The sequence below is a fragment of the Streptomyces sp. NPDC059247 genome, from assembly GCF_042754005.1.
In the GTDB taxonomy this organism is placed as follows: Bacteria; Actinomycetota; Actinomycetes; order Streptomycetales; family Streptomycetaceae; genus Streptomyces.
In genome coordinates this window covers 1-15,560 of sequence record NZ_JBHYZW010000042.1, presented here as the reverse complement: position 1 = coordinate 15,560, position 15,560 = coordinate 1, and the positions used below count along the sequence as shown (strand labels likewise).

13 protein-coding genes, 1 rRNA gene and 1 pseudogene are annotated in these 15,560 nt (G+C 74.6%); 4 read left to right on the top strand and 11 right to left on the bottom strand.

Annotated elements, in window-relative coordinates:
- Nucleotides 1-206: 206 nt before the first annotated feature.
- Together ACFXGN_RS32215 and ACFXGN_RS32210 are read left to right on the top strand one after the other, a co-directional pair.
- Nucleotides 207-998 carry a class I SAM-dependent methyltransferase gene (locus ACFXGN_RS32215; RefSeq protein WP_384865893.1) on the top strand — a complete coding sequence of 264 codons (792 nt, stop codon included), beginning with the start codon at nt 207-209 and terminating at the stop codon, nt 996-998.
- Between the two features lie 226 nt (nt 999-1,224).
- Nucleotides 1,225-2,850, top strand: coding sequence for a PucR family transcriptional regulator (locus ACFXGN_RS32210; RefSeq protein ID WP_384865891.1), 1,626 nt, complete (start codon nt 1,225-1,227; stop codon nt 2,848-2,850).
- Between the two features lie 57 nt (nt 2,851-2,907).
- Here the strand turns inward: ACFXGN_RS32210 and ACFXGN_RS32205 are convergent, their stop codons facing one another.
- The 6 genes from ACFXGN_RS32205 to ACFXGN_RS32180 form a co-directional block, all read right to left on the bottom strand.
- A complete protein-coding gene (locus ACFXGN_RS32205; protein ID WP_384865889.1) occupies nt 2,908-3,993 on the bottom strand; it encodes a glycosyltransferase family 4 protein in 1,086 nt (361 codons plus the stop codon).
- 123 nt (nt 3,994-4,116) lie between these two features.
- The gene (locus tag ACFXGN_RS32200; RefSeq protein WP_384865887.1) at nt 4,117-4,857 is read right to left on the bottom strand and encodes a hypothetical protein; all 741 of its coding nucleotides are present in this window, start codon (nt 4,855-4,857) and stop codon (nt 4,117-4,119) included.
- Complete coding sequence (gene recN / locus ACFXGN_RS32195) at nt 4,854-6,596, bottom strand: DNA repair protein RecN (protein ID WP_384865885.1); 1,743 nt, start codon at nt 6,594-6,596, stop codon at nt 4,854-4,856. Before recN ends, ACFXGN_RS32200 begins: the two co-directional genes overlap by 4 nt.
- A gap of 82 nt (nt 6,597-6,678) precedes the next feature.
- On the bottom strand, nt 6,679-7,614 hold the full coding sequence (locus ACFXGN_RS32190) for an NAD kinase (RefSeq protein WP_384865884.1): 936 nt from the start codon (nt 7,612-7,614) through the stop codon (nt 6,679-6,681).
- A complete protein-coding gene (locus ACFXGN_RS32185) occupies nt 7,611-8,426 on the bottom strand; it encodes a TlyA family RNA methyltransferase (RefSeq protein ID WP_384865882.1) in 816 nt (271 codons plus the stop codon). Before ACFXGN_RS32185 ends, ACFXGN_RS32190 begins: the two co-directional genes overlap by 4 nt.
- A 7-nt stretch (nt 8,427-8,433) precedes the next feature.
- Complete coding sequence (locus tag ACFXGN_RS32180; protein ID WP_384865880.1) at nt 8,434-8,703, bottom strand: hypothetical protein; 270 nt, start codon at nt 8,701-8,703, stop codon at nt 8,434-8,436.
- Nucleotides 8,704-8,745: 42 nt separating this feature from the next.
- Between ACFXGN_RS32180 and ACFXGN_RS32175 the strand changes: the two genes are divergently transcribed.
- Entirely contained in the window at nt 8,746-9,093 is a 348-nt protein-coding gene (locus ACFXGN_RS32175; protein WP_384865878.1) for an SCP2 sterol-binding domain-containing protein, read from the top strand.
- Between the two features lie 31 nt (nt 9,094-9,124).
- Here ACFXGN_RS32175 and ACFXGN_RS32170 read toward each other — a convergent pair whose 3' ends face one another.
- Nucleotides 9,125-10,015, bottom strand: a complete 891-nt coding sequence (locus ACFXGN_RS32170) for an ABC transporter ATP-binding protein (RefSeq protein ID WP_384865876.1) — start codon at nt 10,013-10,015, stop codon at nt 9,125-9,127.
- Nucleotides 10,016-10,507: 492 nt separating this feature from the next.
- Nucleotides 10,508-11,644, bottom strand: coding sequence for an HAD hydrolase-like protein (locus ACFXGN_RS32165; protein ID WP_384865874.1), 1,137 nt, complete (start codon nt 11,642-11,644; stop codon nt 10,508-10,510).
- An 84-nt stretch (nt 11,645-11,728) separates the two neighbouring features.
- On the opposite strand from ACFXGN_RS32165, the gene ACFXGN_RS32160 reads away from it, so the two are divergent.
- Entirely contained in the window at nt 11,729-13,021 is a 1,293-nt protein-coding gene (locus ACFXGN_RS32160; RefSeq protein ID WP_384865873.1) for a DUF1015 domain-containing protein, read from the top strand.
- A gap of 68 nt (nt 13,022-13,089) precedes the next feature.
- Here ACFXGN_RS32160 and ACFXGN_RS32155 read toward each other — a convergent pair whose 3' ends face one another.
- The 3 genes and pseudogenes from ACFXGN_RS32155 to rrf all read right to left on the bottom strand — a co-directional run.
- Nucleotides 13,090-13,878, bottom strand: a complete 789-nt coding sequence (locus ACFXGN_RS32155; protein WP_384865895.1) for a hypothetical protein — start codon at nt 13,876-13,878, stop codon at nt 13,090-13,092.
- Between the two features lie 168 nt (nt 13,879-14,046).
- A pseudogene (locus tag ACFXGN_RS32150) lies at nt 14,047-15,113 on the bottom strand (hypothetical protein); the annotation flags it as partial.
- A 342-nt stretch (nt 15,114-15,455) separates the two neighbouring features.
- Nucleotides 15,456-15,560 (bottom strand): 5S ribosomal RNA (gene rrf / locus ACFXGN_RS32145); the annotation flags it as partial.

Here is a 15,560-nt window from a genome sequence, read left to right as displayed (position 1 = left end):
TCAGCCATGTGCCGCTGATCGACACGGCCCTGCGGCTCACGGCGAGCGGCGCGTACGGCGGCTGACCCCGGGGGGATCGCGTTCGCCGCGCCGGAAACCTCGATGCCCGCTAATTCCGTTGAGCCCGCACCCTGCGGTCGTGTTAGCTGGCGGCGCCGAACCGTCCGTACCGCAGGTGTCCGCCTGACCGCAGCAGGGAGTTAGACGTGCGGGACATTGATGTCGACCCCGTCGCCCACAATCGGGCGGCCTGGGACAAGTACGTCCAGGAGGGTGACCAGTGGACGAGGCCGGTGAGCGCCGAGGAGGTCGAGCGCGCCCGCGCGGGCGACTGGTCGATCGTCCTCATCGGGCATGAGCCGGTCGACCCCTCCTGGCTGCCGAAGGACCTGACCGGCAAGGACGTGCTGTGCCTGGCCTCCGGCGGTGGCCAGCAGGGTCCGATCCTCGCCGCCGCGGGGGCGAGGGTCACCGTGTTCGACAACTCGCCCGGCCAGCTCGGCCAGGACCGGACGGTGGCGGCGCGCGACGGGCTCGATCTGCGCACCGCCCTGGGCGACATGCGCGACCTCGGCGCCTTCGGCGACGCGACGTTCGACATCGTGTTCCATCCGGTCTCCAACCTGTTCGTGCCGGACCTGGCACCGGTGTGGCGCGAGTGCTTCCGCGTCCTGCGACCGGGCGGAACCCTGCTCGTGGGCTTCCTCAACCCCGACGCGTACCTGTTCGACCACGAGGCGCTCGACGAGCGCGGCGAGCTGATCGTCACGCACAAGCTGCCCTACAGCGACGTCACGCACTACTCCGCCGAGGAGCGCGCCGCGAAGTTCGGCGCCGACGCCGCCCTTGAGTACAGCCACACCCTCACCGACCAGATCGGCGGGCAACTCGCCGCGGGGTTCCTCCTCACCGGCTTCACCGAAGCGCCGCACGAGTCCAACGCGTCCGCCCAGTACATGTCGAACTATTTCGCGACGCTGGCGGTCAAGCCGGGCTGACCCGGCCGTGACCACCCCCGTGACCACCCCCGGGGCCGCCGCCGGGGGCGGTCGGGAGCGGGCCGGGCAGCGACACCGCCCCGGAAGTGACGCAGGACACACTCGACAGAAGGTCGAGCAATTCCCCTCCCGGCTGGACGAGTTGTCACCCCCGTGTACGAAGGGTCCGGACCCGTGACCGTGGGGTGATGTCGCCGGAACAGGGACGCGGGTAGCGTCCGGCCCCATGGACAATCAGGGCGGGATCACCGTGCAGCGGGCGCTCGAACTCCCGGGCCTGCGCGGCGGACTCCCGGAGGTGATGGCCGGGGCGGACCGGCTGCACCGCACGGTGCGCTGGGTGCACGCCGGTGAGGTGCCGAACATCGCGTCGCTGCTCAAGGGCGGCGAACTGCTGCTGACCACCGGACTCGGCCTCGGCACCAGGCCCGCCGAGCAGCGGGCCTTCGTCCGGCGGCTCGCCGACCGGGGCATCGCCGCCCTCGTCGTCGAGCTGGGACCGCGCTTCGCCCGGCTGCCCGCGACGATAGTGGAGACCGCGCGGACCACCGGTCTTCCGCTGGTGCAGCTGCACCGCGAAGTCGCCTTCGTGGCCGTCACCGAAGAGATCCACACCGAGATCGTCAACGGCCACTACGCCCTCCAGCGGCAGGCCGAGGAGGTCCACCGGCAGTGCACCGAGGCGCTGCTCGGCGGCGGCGGCATCCCGCAGGTGCTGCGCATCCTCTCCGACTTCGCCGCGAACCCCGTCTTCCTGGAGACGCCCGACGGGCAGCTGCTCTACGCGGCGGGCACCGAGTCGGCACCCGCCGACCCGCTCCAGGTCTGGGACGGGCTGCGCGGCACGCGGGCGGCCCGCGAGTCGGGCCCGCCGACCGGCACGGTCCTGGTCGACGTCCCCGGCGGCGGCCCCGGCACCTCGTCCGTACGGGCCCGGCTCGTCCTGCTCTCGGTCTCCGGCGCCCTCTCCCCCGTCCACCGGATGGCGGCCGAGCGGGCGGCCGGGCTCCTCGCGGTCGTCCTCATGCAGGCCCGGCAGGAGGAGGAGCTGGCCGCGCGGGGCCGGGGCGACTTCCTCACGGACCTCGCGGAGGGCCGGATCACGGCCGAGGACGCCCCCGCCCAGGCCCGGGTGCTCGGCTTCAAGCCGGGCGAGGGGCCGCTCCTGCCGGTGGTGATGCGGCTGGCGGCGGAATCCCCTTCGGGGAACTGGGCGCTGCTGGCCCGCGCCGTCCTGGAGGAGCTGGCGTCCGTCGGCGTCCCGGTCCTGCTGGGGGTCCGCCCGGTCGAGGGCCGGGTGCCGCTGCTGCTCGGACTGCGTTCGGAGTCCGAGCGCACGGCGGTCGCCGACCGGGTCGCGGCGGCGCTCCGCGCGGGCGTGGAGCGGGCCGGTCTCGAACGCGCCGGGACGCACCCGCCGGTGGTCGTCGTGGGCGTCGCGGGCGGCTGGGCCGCCGCCTCGGCGGGCCTGCGGCACGCGGCGGAGACCGCGACGGCCGCGCAGGGCCTCTCGGACCGCCCCTGGTACGACGCCCGGCGGCTCGACATCGACCTGCTGCTGTGGCGGCTGCACTTCCACGGCGACACGGTCCTCGCGGCGTTCGTGGACCGGGCGATCGGGCCGCTGCGCGAGCACGACCGCACCTCCCGGCCACCGCTCCTGCCGACCCTGGAGACGTATCTGGCGCACGCGGGCCGCAAGGCGGAGACCGCCCGGGAACTGCACCTCAACCGCCAGACCCTCTACAACCGGCTGGCCCGGATCTCCGAACTCCTGGGCACCGACCTGGACGACCCGCAGACGGTCCTGGCCCTCTCCCTCGCGCTCAGGGCCCGACGGCACACCCCCTAGCGGGGCGCACCGGGCCCCCTCGCACCGGGCCCCCTCCAGCGGAGGACGGCGGGGCGGCTACCGCCCCGCCAGCTCGTCGTACACGCTCAGGACGTGCGCCACCGTCTCGTCCTCGGTGGGCCAGGTCCGCGCCTGCACCCGGCCCGCCGCCGCCAGGTCCATCCGGCGGTCCACGTCGTCCAGCAGCCCGCGCACCGCCCCGGCCAGGGCCTCCGCGTCCCCGTACGGCACGAGTTCCGCCGCGTCCCCGACGAGTTCGGGCACACCGCCGACCGCCGTGGCGACCAGCGGGACGCCGAGCCTCAGCGCCTCCTGGGCCAGCAGGGACCGGGCCTCCCACCGGGACGGGAGCACCGCCACGTCCGCCGCGGCCAGCAGTTCGGCGACGTCCTCGCGCCGCCCGATCAGCCGCACCGGCAGGTCCTCGTCGACGATCCGCCGCCGGAGACGGGCCCGCTCGGGGCCCTCCCCCGCGATCACCAGGAGGGGCTGCGGGTCGAGGTCCCGCCACACCCGCGCCGCGTCGAGCAGCGTCCCGTAGCCCCGCCCCGGTTCGAGCGCCCCGACCGCCATCAGGAGCGGGCGCGCCACGGCGCCCAGCTCGGCGCGGGCCTTGCCGTCGTGGAGGCAGACCGGGCCGCGCGCGGGCGGCACGGTGACGGGGGCCAGCCGGGCGTCCCGCGCGCCGCGCAGACGCGCCCGGTCGACGAGTTCGGAGGAGGTGCCGAGGACGACGGTCGCGGCCCGCGCGGCCCTCCGTTCCAGGAGGCGCAGCACCCCGCCGCGCGCCCCGGCGGTGTCGACACGGCTGTCCCAGGTCGTCACCAGCGGCACCCGCCCGGTCCCGCCGCCCGCCAGTGCCAGCGCGGCCCGCACCGAGGCCTGGAAGCCGTGCGCGTGGACCACGTCCGCGCCGACGCAGGTGTTGCGGAGCAGGGCGACCGTCGAGGGGTCGCCGAGGCGCGGCAGCGGCACGAAGCGCGCGCCCGCGCCGAGGTAGTCGTAGACGCGGTCGAGCTCGGCGGGGGCGCACACGGTCACCCGCACGCCCCTCGCCACCAGCCCCGAGGCGAGTGAGCGCACGTGCGCGCTGCTGCCCGCGCTGCGGCCGCCCAGCACTTGGACCGTACGGAGCTGTGTCACGCGCCCAAGGATGCCAGTCCGCGCCGCCGTCCGTACGCACGTTCCGCCACCGAAGTGACGTGGTTCGCACCGCCGTTGCCCCGTACGGGCGGTCCCCGGCGCCCGGACCGACCCTCCCGGGGTTCACCCACCCGGGTGAGCGTACGGCGGGTTCGCGCGCTCTGCCCAGCAGGCGGCGGCGACGAGACCGGCCGCGTGGGCGGCGAGTCCGAGCCGCCCGTTGCCCTCGGCGATCGCACTGCCGACGGCGGCCCCGAGGGCGTACGCGCCGGTGTCACCGAGCATGGTGCGCTCCCCGAGATCGTCCCCGAGGACGGCCACGGCGGCCCCCATGGGGGCCGCCGCGAGGCTCCCGCGCAGCAGTCCGGGGGCGCCGAGCGCGAGCACCGTGAGGCCCGCCCGCCCCGGCCGTACGTCCACGAGGTTCACCAGGTGCGCGGTCCCCGCGACGACGACGGCGGCGAGGACCTTGTCCACGGGCCGCTCCTTGAGGAGCGCCCCGGCCACCAGCGAGGCGGCCCCGATCCCCAGGAGCTTGACGGTGCCGCTGGTCACCTCGCCGTCGCGGAGCGCCGCGAGGTGCGCCCGGAACCCGCGCCGGTGGTCGCCCCGCACGTCGTCGTACGCCCCGCAGACCCCGGCGGCCAGGACGGCGAACGCGGCGGGCCCGCGCCCGGCGCCGACGGCGGCGCCGAGGGTCACGGCGGGCCCGGCCCACAGGCCGACGTCCCGCCCGGCGTGGTTCGGCCGGAGCCACCGCTCACCGCCGCGCGCCCGCAGCCCGGCGTATCCGGCCCGGCTCGCCCCGGCGGCCAGGACGAAGGCGCCGAGGCGCCCGCAGGTCCCCCGGGCGCGGCGGGTCATCCGTCGGCCCGCGCCGCCGCGAGGAGTTCCTCCGCGTGGGCCCTGGCCGTCTCGGAGTCCTCCTGGCCGGCGAGCATCCGGGAGAGTTCCCGGACGCGGTCCTCGCCCTCCAGGACGGTGACGCCGGAGCGGGTCACGGAACCGTCGCTGGTCTTCTCGACGAGCAGCTGCCGGTCGGCGAAGGCGGCGACCTGCGGGAGGTGGGTGACGACGACGACCTGCGCGGTCTTCGCGAGCTTGGCGAGCCTGCGGCCGATCTCGACCGCCGCCTTGCCGCCGACGCCCGCGTCGACCTCGTCGAAGAGGTACGTCGGCACCGGGTCGGTCCCCGCGAAGACGACCTCCACCGCGAGCATCACCCGGGACAGCTCACCGCCGGACGCGCCCTTGGCGATGGGCCTCGGCGGGGCGCCCGGATGCGGGGCCAGCAGCAGTTCGACCTCGTCGGCGCCGGACGGGCCGTACGCGACCCGCCGCCCGCCGACCTCGACGCCCTCGGGGTCGGCGGTCTGCCGGATGTCGAAGGACACGCGCGCGTGGGGCATGGCGAGCGAGGCCAGTTCGGCGGTGACGGCGGCGGCGAACCGGTCCGCCGTCTCCGTACGGGCGTCGGTCAGGCCCTGGGCCAGCTCCGACAGCTCGTCGCGGAGCCGGTCCCGCTCGGCGGTGAGTTCCCCGACGCGCTCGTCGTCGCCGTCCAGCTCGCCGAGCCGTCCCGCGCTCTCCTCCGCCCACGCCAGGACGGCGGCGACGTCCTCGCCGTACTTCCGGGTGAGCTGGGTGAGCGCCGCCCGGCGCTCCTCCACGGCGGCGAGCCGCCGCGGATCGGCGTCCAGCGCGTCGGCGTACCCGGCCAGCTCGGTGGCCACGTCCCCGAGCAGGATGGAGATCTCACCGGTCCGGTCGGCGAGCGCGGCCAGCACCGGATCGTGCGACCGTACGGCCTCCAGGGCGCGGCCCGCACCGGCGACGAGCGTGGTCGCGTCGACGGACTCCGGGTCCTCCGGGACGCCCGCGAGCGCGGCGTGCGCGAGCGCGGCGGCGGACGCCAGGGCCTCGGCGTGACCGAGCCGCTCCGCCTCCGCGGCCAGTTCGGCGTCCTCCCCGGCGCGCGGGGCGACGGCCTCGATCTCCGTCAGCCCGAACCGCAGCAGATCCGCCTCCTGGGCCCGCTCCCGGGCCCGGGTGGTGATCTCGTCGAGTTCCGTCGCGACGGCCCGCAGCCGCCGGTAGGCCTCCCCGTAGGCGGCGAGCGGCCCGGAGACCGCCCCGCCCGCGTACCGGTCGAGCGCGCCGCGCTGCCGGGCGGGCTTGAGCAGCCCCTGCTGGTCGGTCTGGCCGTGGACGGCGACGAGTTCGTCGGCGAGTTCGGCGAGCAGCCCGACGGGCACCGAGCGCCCGCCGAGGTGGGCCCGTGAGCGCCCCTCCGCCGAGACGGTGCGGCTGACGAGCAGCACGCCCTCGTCGAGCTCCGCGCCCGCCTCCTCGGCGCGCACGGCGGCGGGCGTGCCCGCGGGCACGCTGATCCGCCCCTCGACGACGGCCGACGCCGCGCCGATCCGCACCAGGGCCGGGTCGGCGCGACCGCCGAGCAGCAGCCCGAGGCTGGTCACCACCATGGTCTTTCCGGCACCGGTCTCACCGGTCACCGCGGTGAAGCCGGGCGACAGCTCGACCACCGCGTCGTCGATGACCCCGAGCGACCGTATCCGCATCTCCTCCAGCACGCCCCAGACCATACGAGGTTTCCCCGCCGCGATGCGACACGGGCCCCGGGCGTAACCCTCCGGCGCGCCGATCGTTCGACCCGCCGGAGCCGTGTCAGCGAGGTGCGCCCCGCCATCCCGACACGGGCAGGGCGAACTTGGCGACGAGCCGGTCGGTGAAGGAGGCGTGGTGCAGCCGGGCGAGTCGCACGGGCACGGCGCCCCGCCGCACCTCGACCCGCGCGCCCGCCGGAAGCTCCACCGTGCGCCGCCCGTCGCACCACAGCACCCCGTGCGGGGTGTGCGGCTCGATCTCGACGGCGAGGACGGACTCGGGGGTGGTGACCAGCGGCTTGGCGAAGAGGGCGTGGGCGCCGATCGGCACCATGAGCAGCGCCTCGACCTCCGGCCAGATGACCGGGCCGCCCGCCGAGAAGGCGTAGGCCGTGGACCCGGTGGGTGTCGCGCAGATCACCCCGTCGCAGCCGAAGCCGGTCACCGGGCGTCCGTCGATCGCGAGGACGACCTCCAGCATCCGTTCCGGGGACACCTTCTGCACGGCCGCCTCGTTGAGCGCCCAGTCGCGGTGCAGGACGTCACCGTTCTCGTACACGACGACGTCGAGGGTCATCCGCTCCTCGACCTCGTACGCCCTCGTCACGACCCGGTCGACGACCTTGTCGAGGTCGTCGCGCTCCGCCTCCGCGAGGAAGCCGACCCGGCCGAGGTTGACGCCGAGCATCGGGACGCCGGAGGCGCGGGAGAACTCGGCGCCGCGCAGCAGGGTGCCGTCGCCGCCGAGGACGACGAGGAGTTCACAGCCGTCGAGCGCGTCCGAGCAGGCTTCGGGCACCTTCTCGACGGACGGCGGCAGCGGCAGGTCCTCGGCCTCCGCCTCCAGGACGCGGACGACGATGCCGCAGCGCAGCAGTCCGAGGACCACCAGCTCGGCGCTGCGCACGGCGGCCGGGCGGCCGGTGTGCGCGAGCAGGAAGACGGTACGTGGTGCGGTCTCTGGTGTGGTCTCTGGTGCTGTTGCCCTTGAGCTCAACGAGGTCCTTCCGCCACGGCGCGGTCGACATCCGCCGGATCCAGCGCGGGCGCGCCCGCCCGCAGCCACAGAAAGTACTCGACGTTGCCGGAGGGGCCGGGCAGCGGGCTGGCGGTGACGCCCAGGACACCGAGCCCGAGCTCCGCCGCCCGCCGGGCCACGTTCTTCACGGTGTCCGCGCGGAGTTCGGCGCTGCGGACGACTCCACCGCTGCCGAGCCGTTCCTTGCCCACCTCGAACTGCGGCTTCACCATGAGGACGAGGTCGGCGCCGGGCGCCGTGCAGGCGGCGAGGGCGGGCAGGACCAGGCCGAGCGGGATGAAGGACAGGTCGCCGACGACCAGGTCGACGGGGACGCCGTCGATCGCGTCGAGCGTCAACTCGCGTACGTTCGTACGGTCCTTCACGGTGACCCGCTCGTCGCTCTGGAGCGACCAGGCGAGCTGTCCGTAGCCGACGTCGACGGCGACGACATGGGCGGCACCGGCCCGCAGCAGGACGTCGGTGAAGCCGCCGGTGGACGCCCCGGCGTCCAGGGCGCGCCGCCCCTCGACCGTCAGCCCGAGGGGGACGAAGGCGGCGAGGGCCCCGGCGAGCTTGTGGCCGCCGCGCGACACGTAGTCGGGGTCGGAGCCGTCCTGCACCACGACGATGGCCGCGGCGGTCTCGACCTGGGTGGCGGGCTTGGTGGCGACGGTCTTGCCGACGGTCACCCGGCCCGCGGCGATCAGCTGGCTGGCGTGTTCGCGCGAGCGCGCCAGCTTGCGCCGGACCAGCTCGGCGTCGAGTCGGCGGCGTGCCACTCCTGCCACGGTGGGTTCAGCTCCTGTTGTCGTGCGGACGGGGGTCGGGAAGCGCGTCGAGCGAGGTCAGCTCGGCGCGCAGTCCTCGGTGTACATCCTCGTACACCCGCGGGTGTCCGTCCGCCGGGAGGTCGTCCACCTCGGCGAGGCGCGCCAGGTGCGCGTCGACGCCGGGGTGCCCGGTGGGCCGCCGTGCGACGCCGAGCGGGGCCGCTCCGGCGGGTTCGGGGGCGTCCGGCGGGCCCGTCTCGTCCAGGGGCTCCGGTGCGGGCGTCGCGTCGTTCATGGCCCCGACGCTACCGCGAACGTCTGGGGTACGGTCGTCCCGATGGCGACGATCACTGAGTGCCGCGGCGCACTGGACAGACTCTCGGACGGCCTCGCGCGGGCCGACGGCGAGGTGCGCGGGGCCGCCGCGCTCGACCGCACGCTGAGCTGCCACGTCACGGACCTGGACACCACGTTCACGGGCCGTCTGACCGGGGGCCGGATCGTGGTCGGGTCGGCGGTGGCGGGACCGCCGCCGTCGAAGGCCCAGATCCGCCTCGCGATGACCGGGGACGACCTGCTGGCGATGGTGGACGGCGAGCTGAACTTCGCGAAGGCGTGGGCGTCGGGCCGGGTCAGGCTGGAGGCGGGCTTCCGCGACCTGCTCAAGCTCCGCGCGCTGCTGTAGGCCCGGGGCCCCGGGCGCCGCCGGGACCCGCTCACTTCCGCAGCGCGGGCTCCTGGGAGGCCCCGGACTCCACCGGGGAACCGGCCGGAGCCGCCTCGGACGCGGTCCGGTCCTGCCGGGGCGCGCGGCCCCGGCGTCCGGCGGGGACGACCAGCGGCGTGCCCGTCTCCGGGTCCTCGATGACCTGGCAGCGCAGCCCGAAGACCCGCTCGACGAGCGCGGCGGTCACGACCTCGTCCGGCGGGCCCTCGGCGACGACCTGACCGTCGCGGACGGCGATGAGGTGGGTCGCGTACCGGGCCGCGTGGTTCAGGTCGTGCAGGACGGCGACGAGCGTACGGCCCTGGGTCTCGTGCAGCTCGGCGCAGAGGTCGAGCACGTCGATCTGGTGCTGGATGTCGAGGTACGTCGTCGGCTCGTCCAGCAGGAGCAGCGGGGTCTGCTGGGCGAGCGCCATGGCGATCCAGACGCGCTGGCGCTGGCCGCCGGAGAGCTCGTCCACGTACCGCCCGGCCAGTTCGGCGACACCGGTCGCCTCCATGGACTCCTGGGTGATCCGCTCGTCCTCGGGGGACCACTGGCGCAGCAGCCCCTGGTGGGGGTAGCGGCCACGGGCGACGAGGTCGGCGACGGTGATGCCGTCGGGGGCCACGGAGGTCTGCGGCAGCAGGCCGAGGGTCTTGGCGACCTTCTTGGCGGGCAGCGAGTGGATCGACCGCCCGTCGAGCAGGACGCGGCCCTCGCTGGGCTTCAGCATCCGGGAGAGGGCGCGCAGCAGGGTGGACTTGCCGCAGGCGTTGGGGCCGACGATGACGGTGAAGGAGTGGTCGGGGATCTCGACGGACAGCTCACGGGCGATGACCCGCTGCTCGTACGCCAGAGTGACCGATTCCGCGCTCAGTCGCTGCTGCCGACCGTCCATGCCCGTGCTCCCGCATACCCTCGCCCCAACAAAGTTAGGTTAGCCTACCCAATTTATGCGCCGGGGTGCGCCAGGGCCGACGCGACGGCCGGGACGCGCGGGCTCACCCCCGACCGTCCGGGGGCGGCGGGGCCGGGTGCCGTCCCGGGCGTCCCGGCCTTCCGTCCGGGCGACTGCGGACCCGACCGCTCAGGGGACCCGGACGGCCGACGATCCGATGACCTGACAACCCAGGCCGGTGCCCCGCCCCGCCCCGAGGCCCGTGCTCCAACGACCCGGGGCCCGGGCCCCGGCCCGACCCGTTCCGGTCCACACGCCCGGTCCACACGCCCGGACCGGACACCCGCCCCGGCACCATCCGACCCGGCGCCATCCGACCGCACGCCCCTGACCGACAAGGCTGACCCCGACCGACAAGGCCCGCCCCCGACCGGCCGGAGGTCCCGGCCCGCCCCCTCGTCAGGGCCTCCAGCCCGCACCCGCCCCCGCCCCCTACAGCCCCAGCCGCGCCAGGGCCTTGCCCGCGTCCGGAACACCCTTCGATCCGCCCGAGGAGCGCCCTCCGGAGGCACCCGTGCCGCCCCCGGAGGCATCCCCGGAACCACCCGCGTCAGCCGCCGCCCAAGCGGCTCCGCAGAGCGCCCGCACCGCGTCCATCACGTCCGCCGCACCGCCGTCCGGCCCGTCGAGAACCAGCTCGCCCCCGCGCACCGAGGCCCGCCACTGCCCGCACGCGAAGCCGCCGTCCCCGTCCGCGACGACCTCCGGCTGCGGGACGAGCAGCCCCCGCAGATCGGCGGCGACGTACGTCGGCCGGTGCGCGGGCACCGCCCCCAGCAGCTGCGGAACGTCCGTCACCCCGGTGAGCACCAGCAGCGAGTCGACCCCGCCGTTGAACGCCCCCTCGATGTCCGTGTCCAGCCGGTCCCCGACGACCAGCGGCCGGAGCGCCCCGGTCCGCAGCACCGTCTCCCGGTGCATCGGCGGCAGCGGCTTGCCCGCCACCTTCGGCTCGAACCGGCCGCCGGTGGCGATCCGCACGACTTCCACCGCCGCCCCGTTGCCCGGCCCGATGCCCCGCGCCCCTGGGATCGTGAGGTCCGTGTTGGAGGCGTACCAGGGCAGCCCCCGCGCCACCGCGTAACCCGCCTCCGCGAAGCGGCTCCAGGGCGTCTCCGGCCCGCCGAACCCCTGCACGACCGCCACCGGCCGGTCGTCCGCCGAGTCCACCGGTACGAGTCCCCGCTCGCGCAGCGCGACCCGCAGCCCCTCGCCGCCGACGACCAGGACCCGGGAGCCGGGGGGCACGTCGTCGGCGATCAGCCGGGCGACCGCCTGCGCGGAGGTGATCACGTCACCGGGCTCGGCGGGCACCCCCAGCTCGGTGAGGTGCGCGGCGACCGCGTCCGGCGTCCGCAGCGCGTTGTTGGTGACGTACGCGAGCCGCATCCCGCCCGCCCGTGCCGTACCCAGCGCCCCGACGGCGTACGGAACGGCCTCACCGCCCGCGTACACCACCCCGTCCAGGTCGAGCAGTGCCGTGTCGTACGCCTCGCTCAGCGGCAGCGCACTGCTCCCCGGCAGCGCTCCGCCGTCGTTCCGCCGTCCCTGGCCGTTCCGCACCGTCACCGCACGCTCCTCGTCTCACCGGGGTGTGGATGCCCCCGCTCCCCCGATCATCGCTCATGACCACCCGCCACATAGAATGACGAGATGAACACCTCAGGTCACGCGGCCGACGCCGTCCGCGACGACACCGGAGGGCTGCGCCTCGCCCCGTTCCGCGGACTGCGGTACGTCCCCGAGCGCGTCGGCAGCCTCGCCGCGGTGACGTCTCCTCCCTATGACGTCGTCGTACGACCTGACGGACTGCTGGAACTGGAATCCGCCGATCCGTACAACATCGTGCGGCTGATCCTCCCGCAGGCGATCAGCGCGGGCACCCGTCACCGCAAGGCCGCCGTCACCCTCGACCGCTGGCTCGCGGACGGTGTCCTCGCCCCGGACCCCGAACCCGCGCTCTACGTGTACGAGCAGCGGGGCGACGGCGTCCTCCAGCGAGGTGTCATCGGGGCCCTGGAGCTCTCCGCCCCCGCCGAGGGGGTCGTCCTCCCCCACGAGGACGTCATGCCGCACGTCGTCGAGGACCGCGCCGCCCTGATGCGCACCACCGCCGCGAACCTGGAGCCGCTGCTCCTGACGTACGTCGGGGAGGACGACGGCGTGGACGCGGTCGTCGAGCGCACGGTCCGCCGCGAGCCGCTCCTCGCCACCACGACGGAGGACGGGTTCCACCACCGTCTGTGGGCGGTGACCGACCCGGCCGAGCAGGCCACGGTGGCCGCCGAGCTCGGCCACCACCAGGCCCTCATCGCCGACGGCCACCACCGCTGGGCGACCTACCTCCGCCTTCGCGGGGAGCACGTGTCGCCGGGCCCGTGGAACTACGGTCTGGTCCTGCTCGTGGACACCGCCCGCTACCCGCTGCGGGTCCGCGCCATCCACCGGCTCCTCAACCGCCTGCCGGTCGCGGAGGCCCTCGCCGCCCTGGACGGTTCCTTCCGGGTCCAGCGCGTCGACCGGCCGCTGCCGGCCGCCCTGGAGGCCCTGGCAGCGGCGGCGGCCGGGGGGAACGCCTTCCTCCTCGCGGGCGACGGCACCTTCCATCTGGTGGACCGCCCCGATCCCGCGCTCCTCGACCGCACGGTCCGCGCGGACCGCCCGGAGGCCTGGCGGACCCTGGACGCGACGGTCCTGCACTCCACGCTCCTCGAACACGTCTGGGCCGTCCCCGACGCCCCCGAGGACATCTCCTACATCCACGACGCGGCTGCCGCGGTCGACCAGGCGGAACGCCGTGGCGGTACGGCGGTCCTCATGCACCCGGTGTGCGAGGACGTCGTACGGGACCTGGCCCGCCAGGGCGTCACGATGCCCCGCAAGTCGACCTCGTTCGGCCCGAAGCCCGCGACGGGCCTGGTCCTCAGGAGTCTGGCGCTCGACTGAGCGTCCCGGAGACGACGAAGGGGCGGCACCCGGATGGGTACCGCCCCTCAGTTCGTGTGAGAACCGCGTCAGCTCTTGTCGCCGACCTTGTCGTCGCCGTCCCTGTCCTCGTCGTCCTCGTCGAGGTCGATGTCGTCCCCGGCCGTCGGCGCGTCCTCTTCGACGTCCTCCTCGGAGTCGTCGAACGCGTCGACGAACTCGACGCCGTCCAGCTCGGCGAGCCGGTCCGAGGCGTCCGTGACGCCGTCCTTGTCGGCCTCCAGCGCCTTGGCGAACCACTCCCGCGCCTCGGTCTCACGCCCGGCGGCGAGCAGCGCGTCGGCGTAGGCGTACCGCAGACGCGCGGTCCACGGGTGGTTGGCGCTGGACGCCAGCTCGGGGCTCTGCAGCGTCACGATCGCCGCGTCGAGCTGCCCGAGGTCACGGCGGGCACCGGCGGCCACCAGCCGCATCTCGACCTGCCCGGCCTTGTCGAGCTTCTGCACCTCGGACTCGCCGGCCATGGCCAGCGCGCGCTCGGGGCGGCCGAGACCGCGCTCGCAGTCGGCCATGACGGGCCACAGCTCGACACCACCGCTCATCCGGCGGGCGGCACGGAACTCGGCCAGTGCCTCGGAGTACTTCTGCGTGGCGTACGCGGCGAAGCCGGCGGCCTCGCGCACGGCGGCGACACGGGAAGCGAGCCGCAGCGCGACCCTGGAGTAGCCGTACGCCTTCTCCGGGTCCTCGTCGATCAGCTGGGCGACCATGACGAGGTTGCGGGAGACTTCCTCGGCCAGCCCCTTGGGCAGGCTCATCAGCTCCTGGCGCACGTCCGGGTCGATCTCCTCACCGGTGACCTCCGGGGGGATCGGCAGACGCTTGATGGGCGCGCGGTCGCTCCGCTCCCGGTCGTCACGGCCCTGGTACCCACCGCGGTCGCCACGGTCGTCGCGCCCCCGGTATCCACCCCGGCTGTCCCCACCCCGGTCGTCCCGCCGGAAACCGCCCCCACGGTCGTCACGCTGCCCGTACGAGGGACGCTCGTCACGCCGGAACGACGGACGGTCGCCACCGCGATTGTCGTCACGGCGGAAGGAGGAGGGACGCTCGCCACCACGGTTGTCGTCACGCCGGAACGACGAAGGACGGTCGCCACCCCGGCTGTCGTCACGCCGGAAGCCGCCACCGCCACGGTTGTCGCCGCCACGGTCGTCACGCTGCCCGTACGAAGGACGGTCATCGCGCCGGAACGAAGGCCGGTCGCCACCGCGGTTGTCGTCACGCCGGAACGACGAAGGACGGTCGCCACCCCGGCTGTCGTCACGACGGAAGCCGCCGCCACCGCCACGGTTGTCGCCACCGCGATCGTCACGCTGCCCGTACGAGGGACGGTCGCCACCACGGTCGTCACGGCGGAACCCACCACCGCGATTGTCGTCACGACGGAAGGAGGAGGGACGGTCGCCACCACGATTGTCGTCACGGCGGAAGCCGCCGCCACGGTTGTCGCCGCCACGGTCGTCACGCTGCCCGTACGAAGGACGCTCATCGCGACGGAAACCGCCACCACGGTTGTCACCACCGCGATTGTCATCGCGACGGAAGGAGGAGGGACGGTCGCCACCACGGTTGTCGTCACGACGGAAGCCGCCGCCACCGCCACGGTTGTCGCCACCGCGATCGTCACGCTGCCCGTACGAGGGACGGTCGCCGCCGCGGTTGTCGTCGCGCCGGAACGACGGACGGTCACCACCACGACTGTCGTCACGACGGAACCCACCACCACGGCTGTCGCCACCGCGGTTGTCGTCACGACGGAAACCGCCACCGCCACCACGGTTGTCACCGCCCCGGTTGTCGTCACGTCGGAAGGAGGAGGGACGGTCGCCACCACGGTTGTCGTCACGACGGAAGCCGCCGCCACCGCCACGGTTGTCGCCACCGCGATCGTCACGCTGCCCGTACGAGGGACGGTCGCCGCCGCGGTTGTCGTCGCGCCGGAACGACGGACGGTCACCACCGCGGTTGTCGTCACGACGGAACCCACCACCACGGCTGTCACCGCCACGGTTGTCTCCACCGCGGTTGTCGTCACGACGGAAACCGCCACCGCCGCCACGGTTGTCACCGCCCCGGTTGTCGTCACGGCGGAAGGACGACGGACGGTCGCCACCACGGTCGTCACGACGGAACCCGCCGCCACCGCCACGGTTGTCGTCACGTCGCGGACCTCGGAAGCCGCCCCGGTCGCCACCGGCACCGTCCGTGCGACGCGGCTCGCGCTCCGGACGGTCGTCGGGAGAGTTGGTGGACATCGGTGTGACTCCTGTCTTCGGGTACTGCAGTCATTCTCGCGCAGCTGGCACTCGGCCGCGCATCGGAAAAGTCAAGCAAAAAACAAAAGGACCCCTGGTCCCAGCGTGAACGCTGGGACCAGGGGCCCTGAAGAATTGTTCGGCGGCGTCCTACTCTCCCACAGGGTCCCCCCTGCAGTACCATCGGCGCTGAAAGGCTTAGCTTCCGGGTTCGGAATGTAACCGGGCGTTTCCCTAACGCT

Excerpts from the sequence above, each read along its gene's own strand:
- ACFXGN_RS32210 (WP_384865891.1), top strand. The coding sequence starts at position 1,225 with ATGGACAATCAGGGCGGGATCACCGTGCAGCGGGCGCTCGAACTCCCG.
- ACFXGN_RS32200 (WP_384865887.1), bottom strand. The coding sequence starts at position 4,857 with ATGACCCGCCGCGCCCGGGGGACCTGCGGGCGCCTCGGCGCCTTCGTC.
- recN (WP_384865885.1), bottom strand. The coding sequence starts at position 6,596 with ATGGTCTGGGGCGTGCTGGAGGAGATGCGGATACGGTCGCTCGGGGTC.
- ACFXGN_RS32180 (WP_384865880.1), bottom strand. The coding sequence starts at position 8,703 with ATGAACGACGCGACGCCCGCACCGGAGCCCCTGGACGAGACGGGCCCG.
- ACFXGN_RS32175 (WP_384865878.1), top strand. The coding sequence starts at position 8,746 with ATGGCGACGATCACTGAGTGCCGCGGCGCACTGGACAGACTCTCGGAC.
- ACFXGN_RS32170 (WP_384865876.1), bottom strand. The coding sequence starts at position 10,015 with ATGGACGGTCGGCAGCAGCGACTGAGCGCGGAATCGGTCACTCTGGCG.
- ACFXGN_RS32160 (WP_384865873.1), top strand. The coding sequence starts at position 11,729 with ATGAACACCTCAGGTCACGCGGCCGACGCCGTCCGCGACGACACCGGA.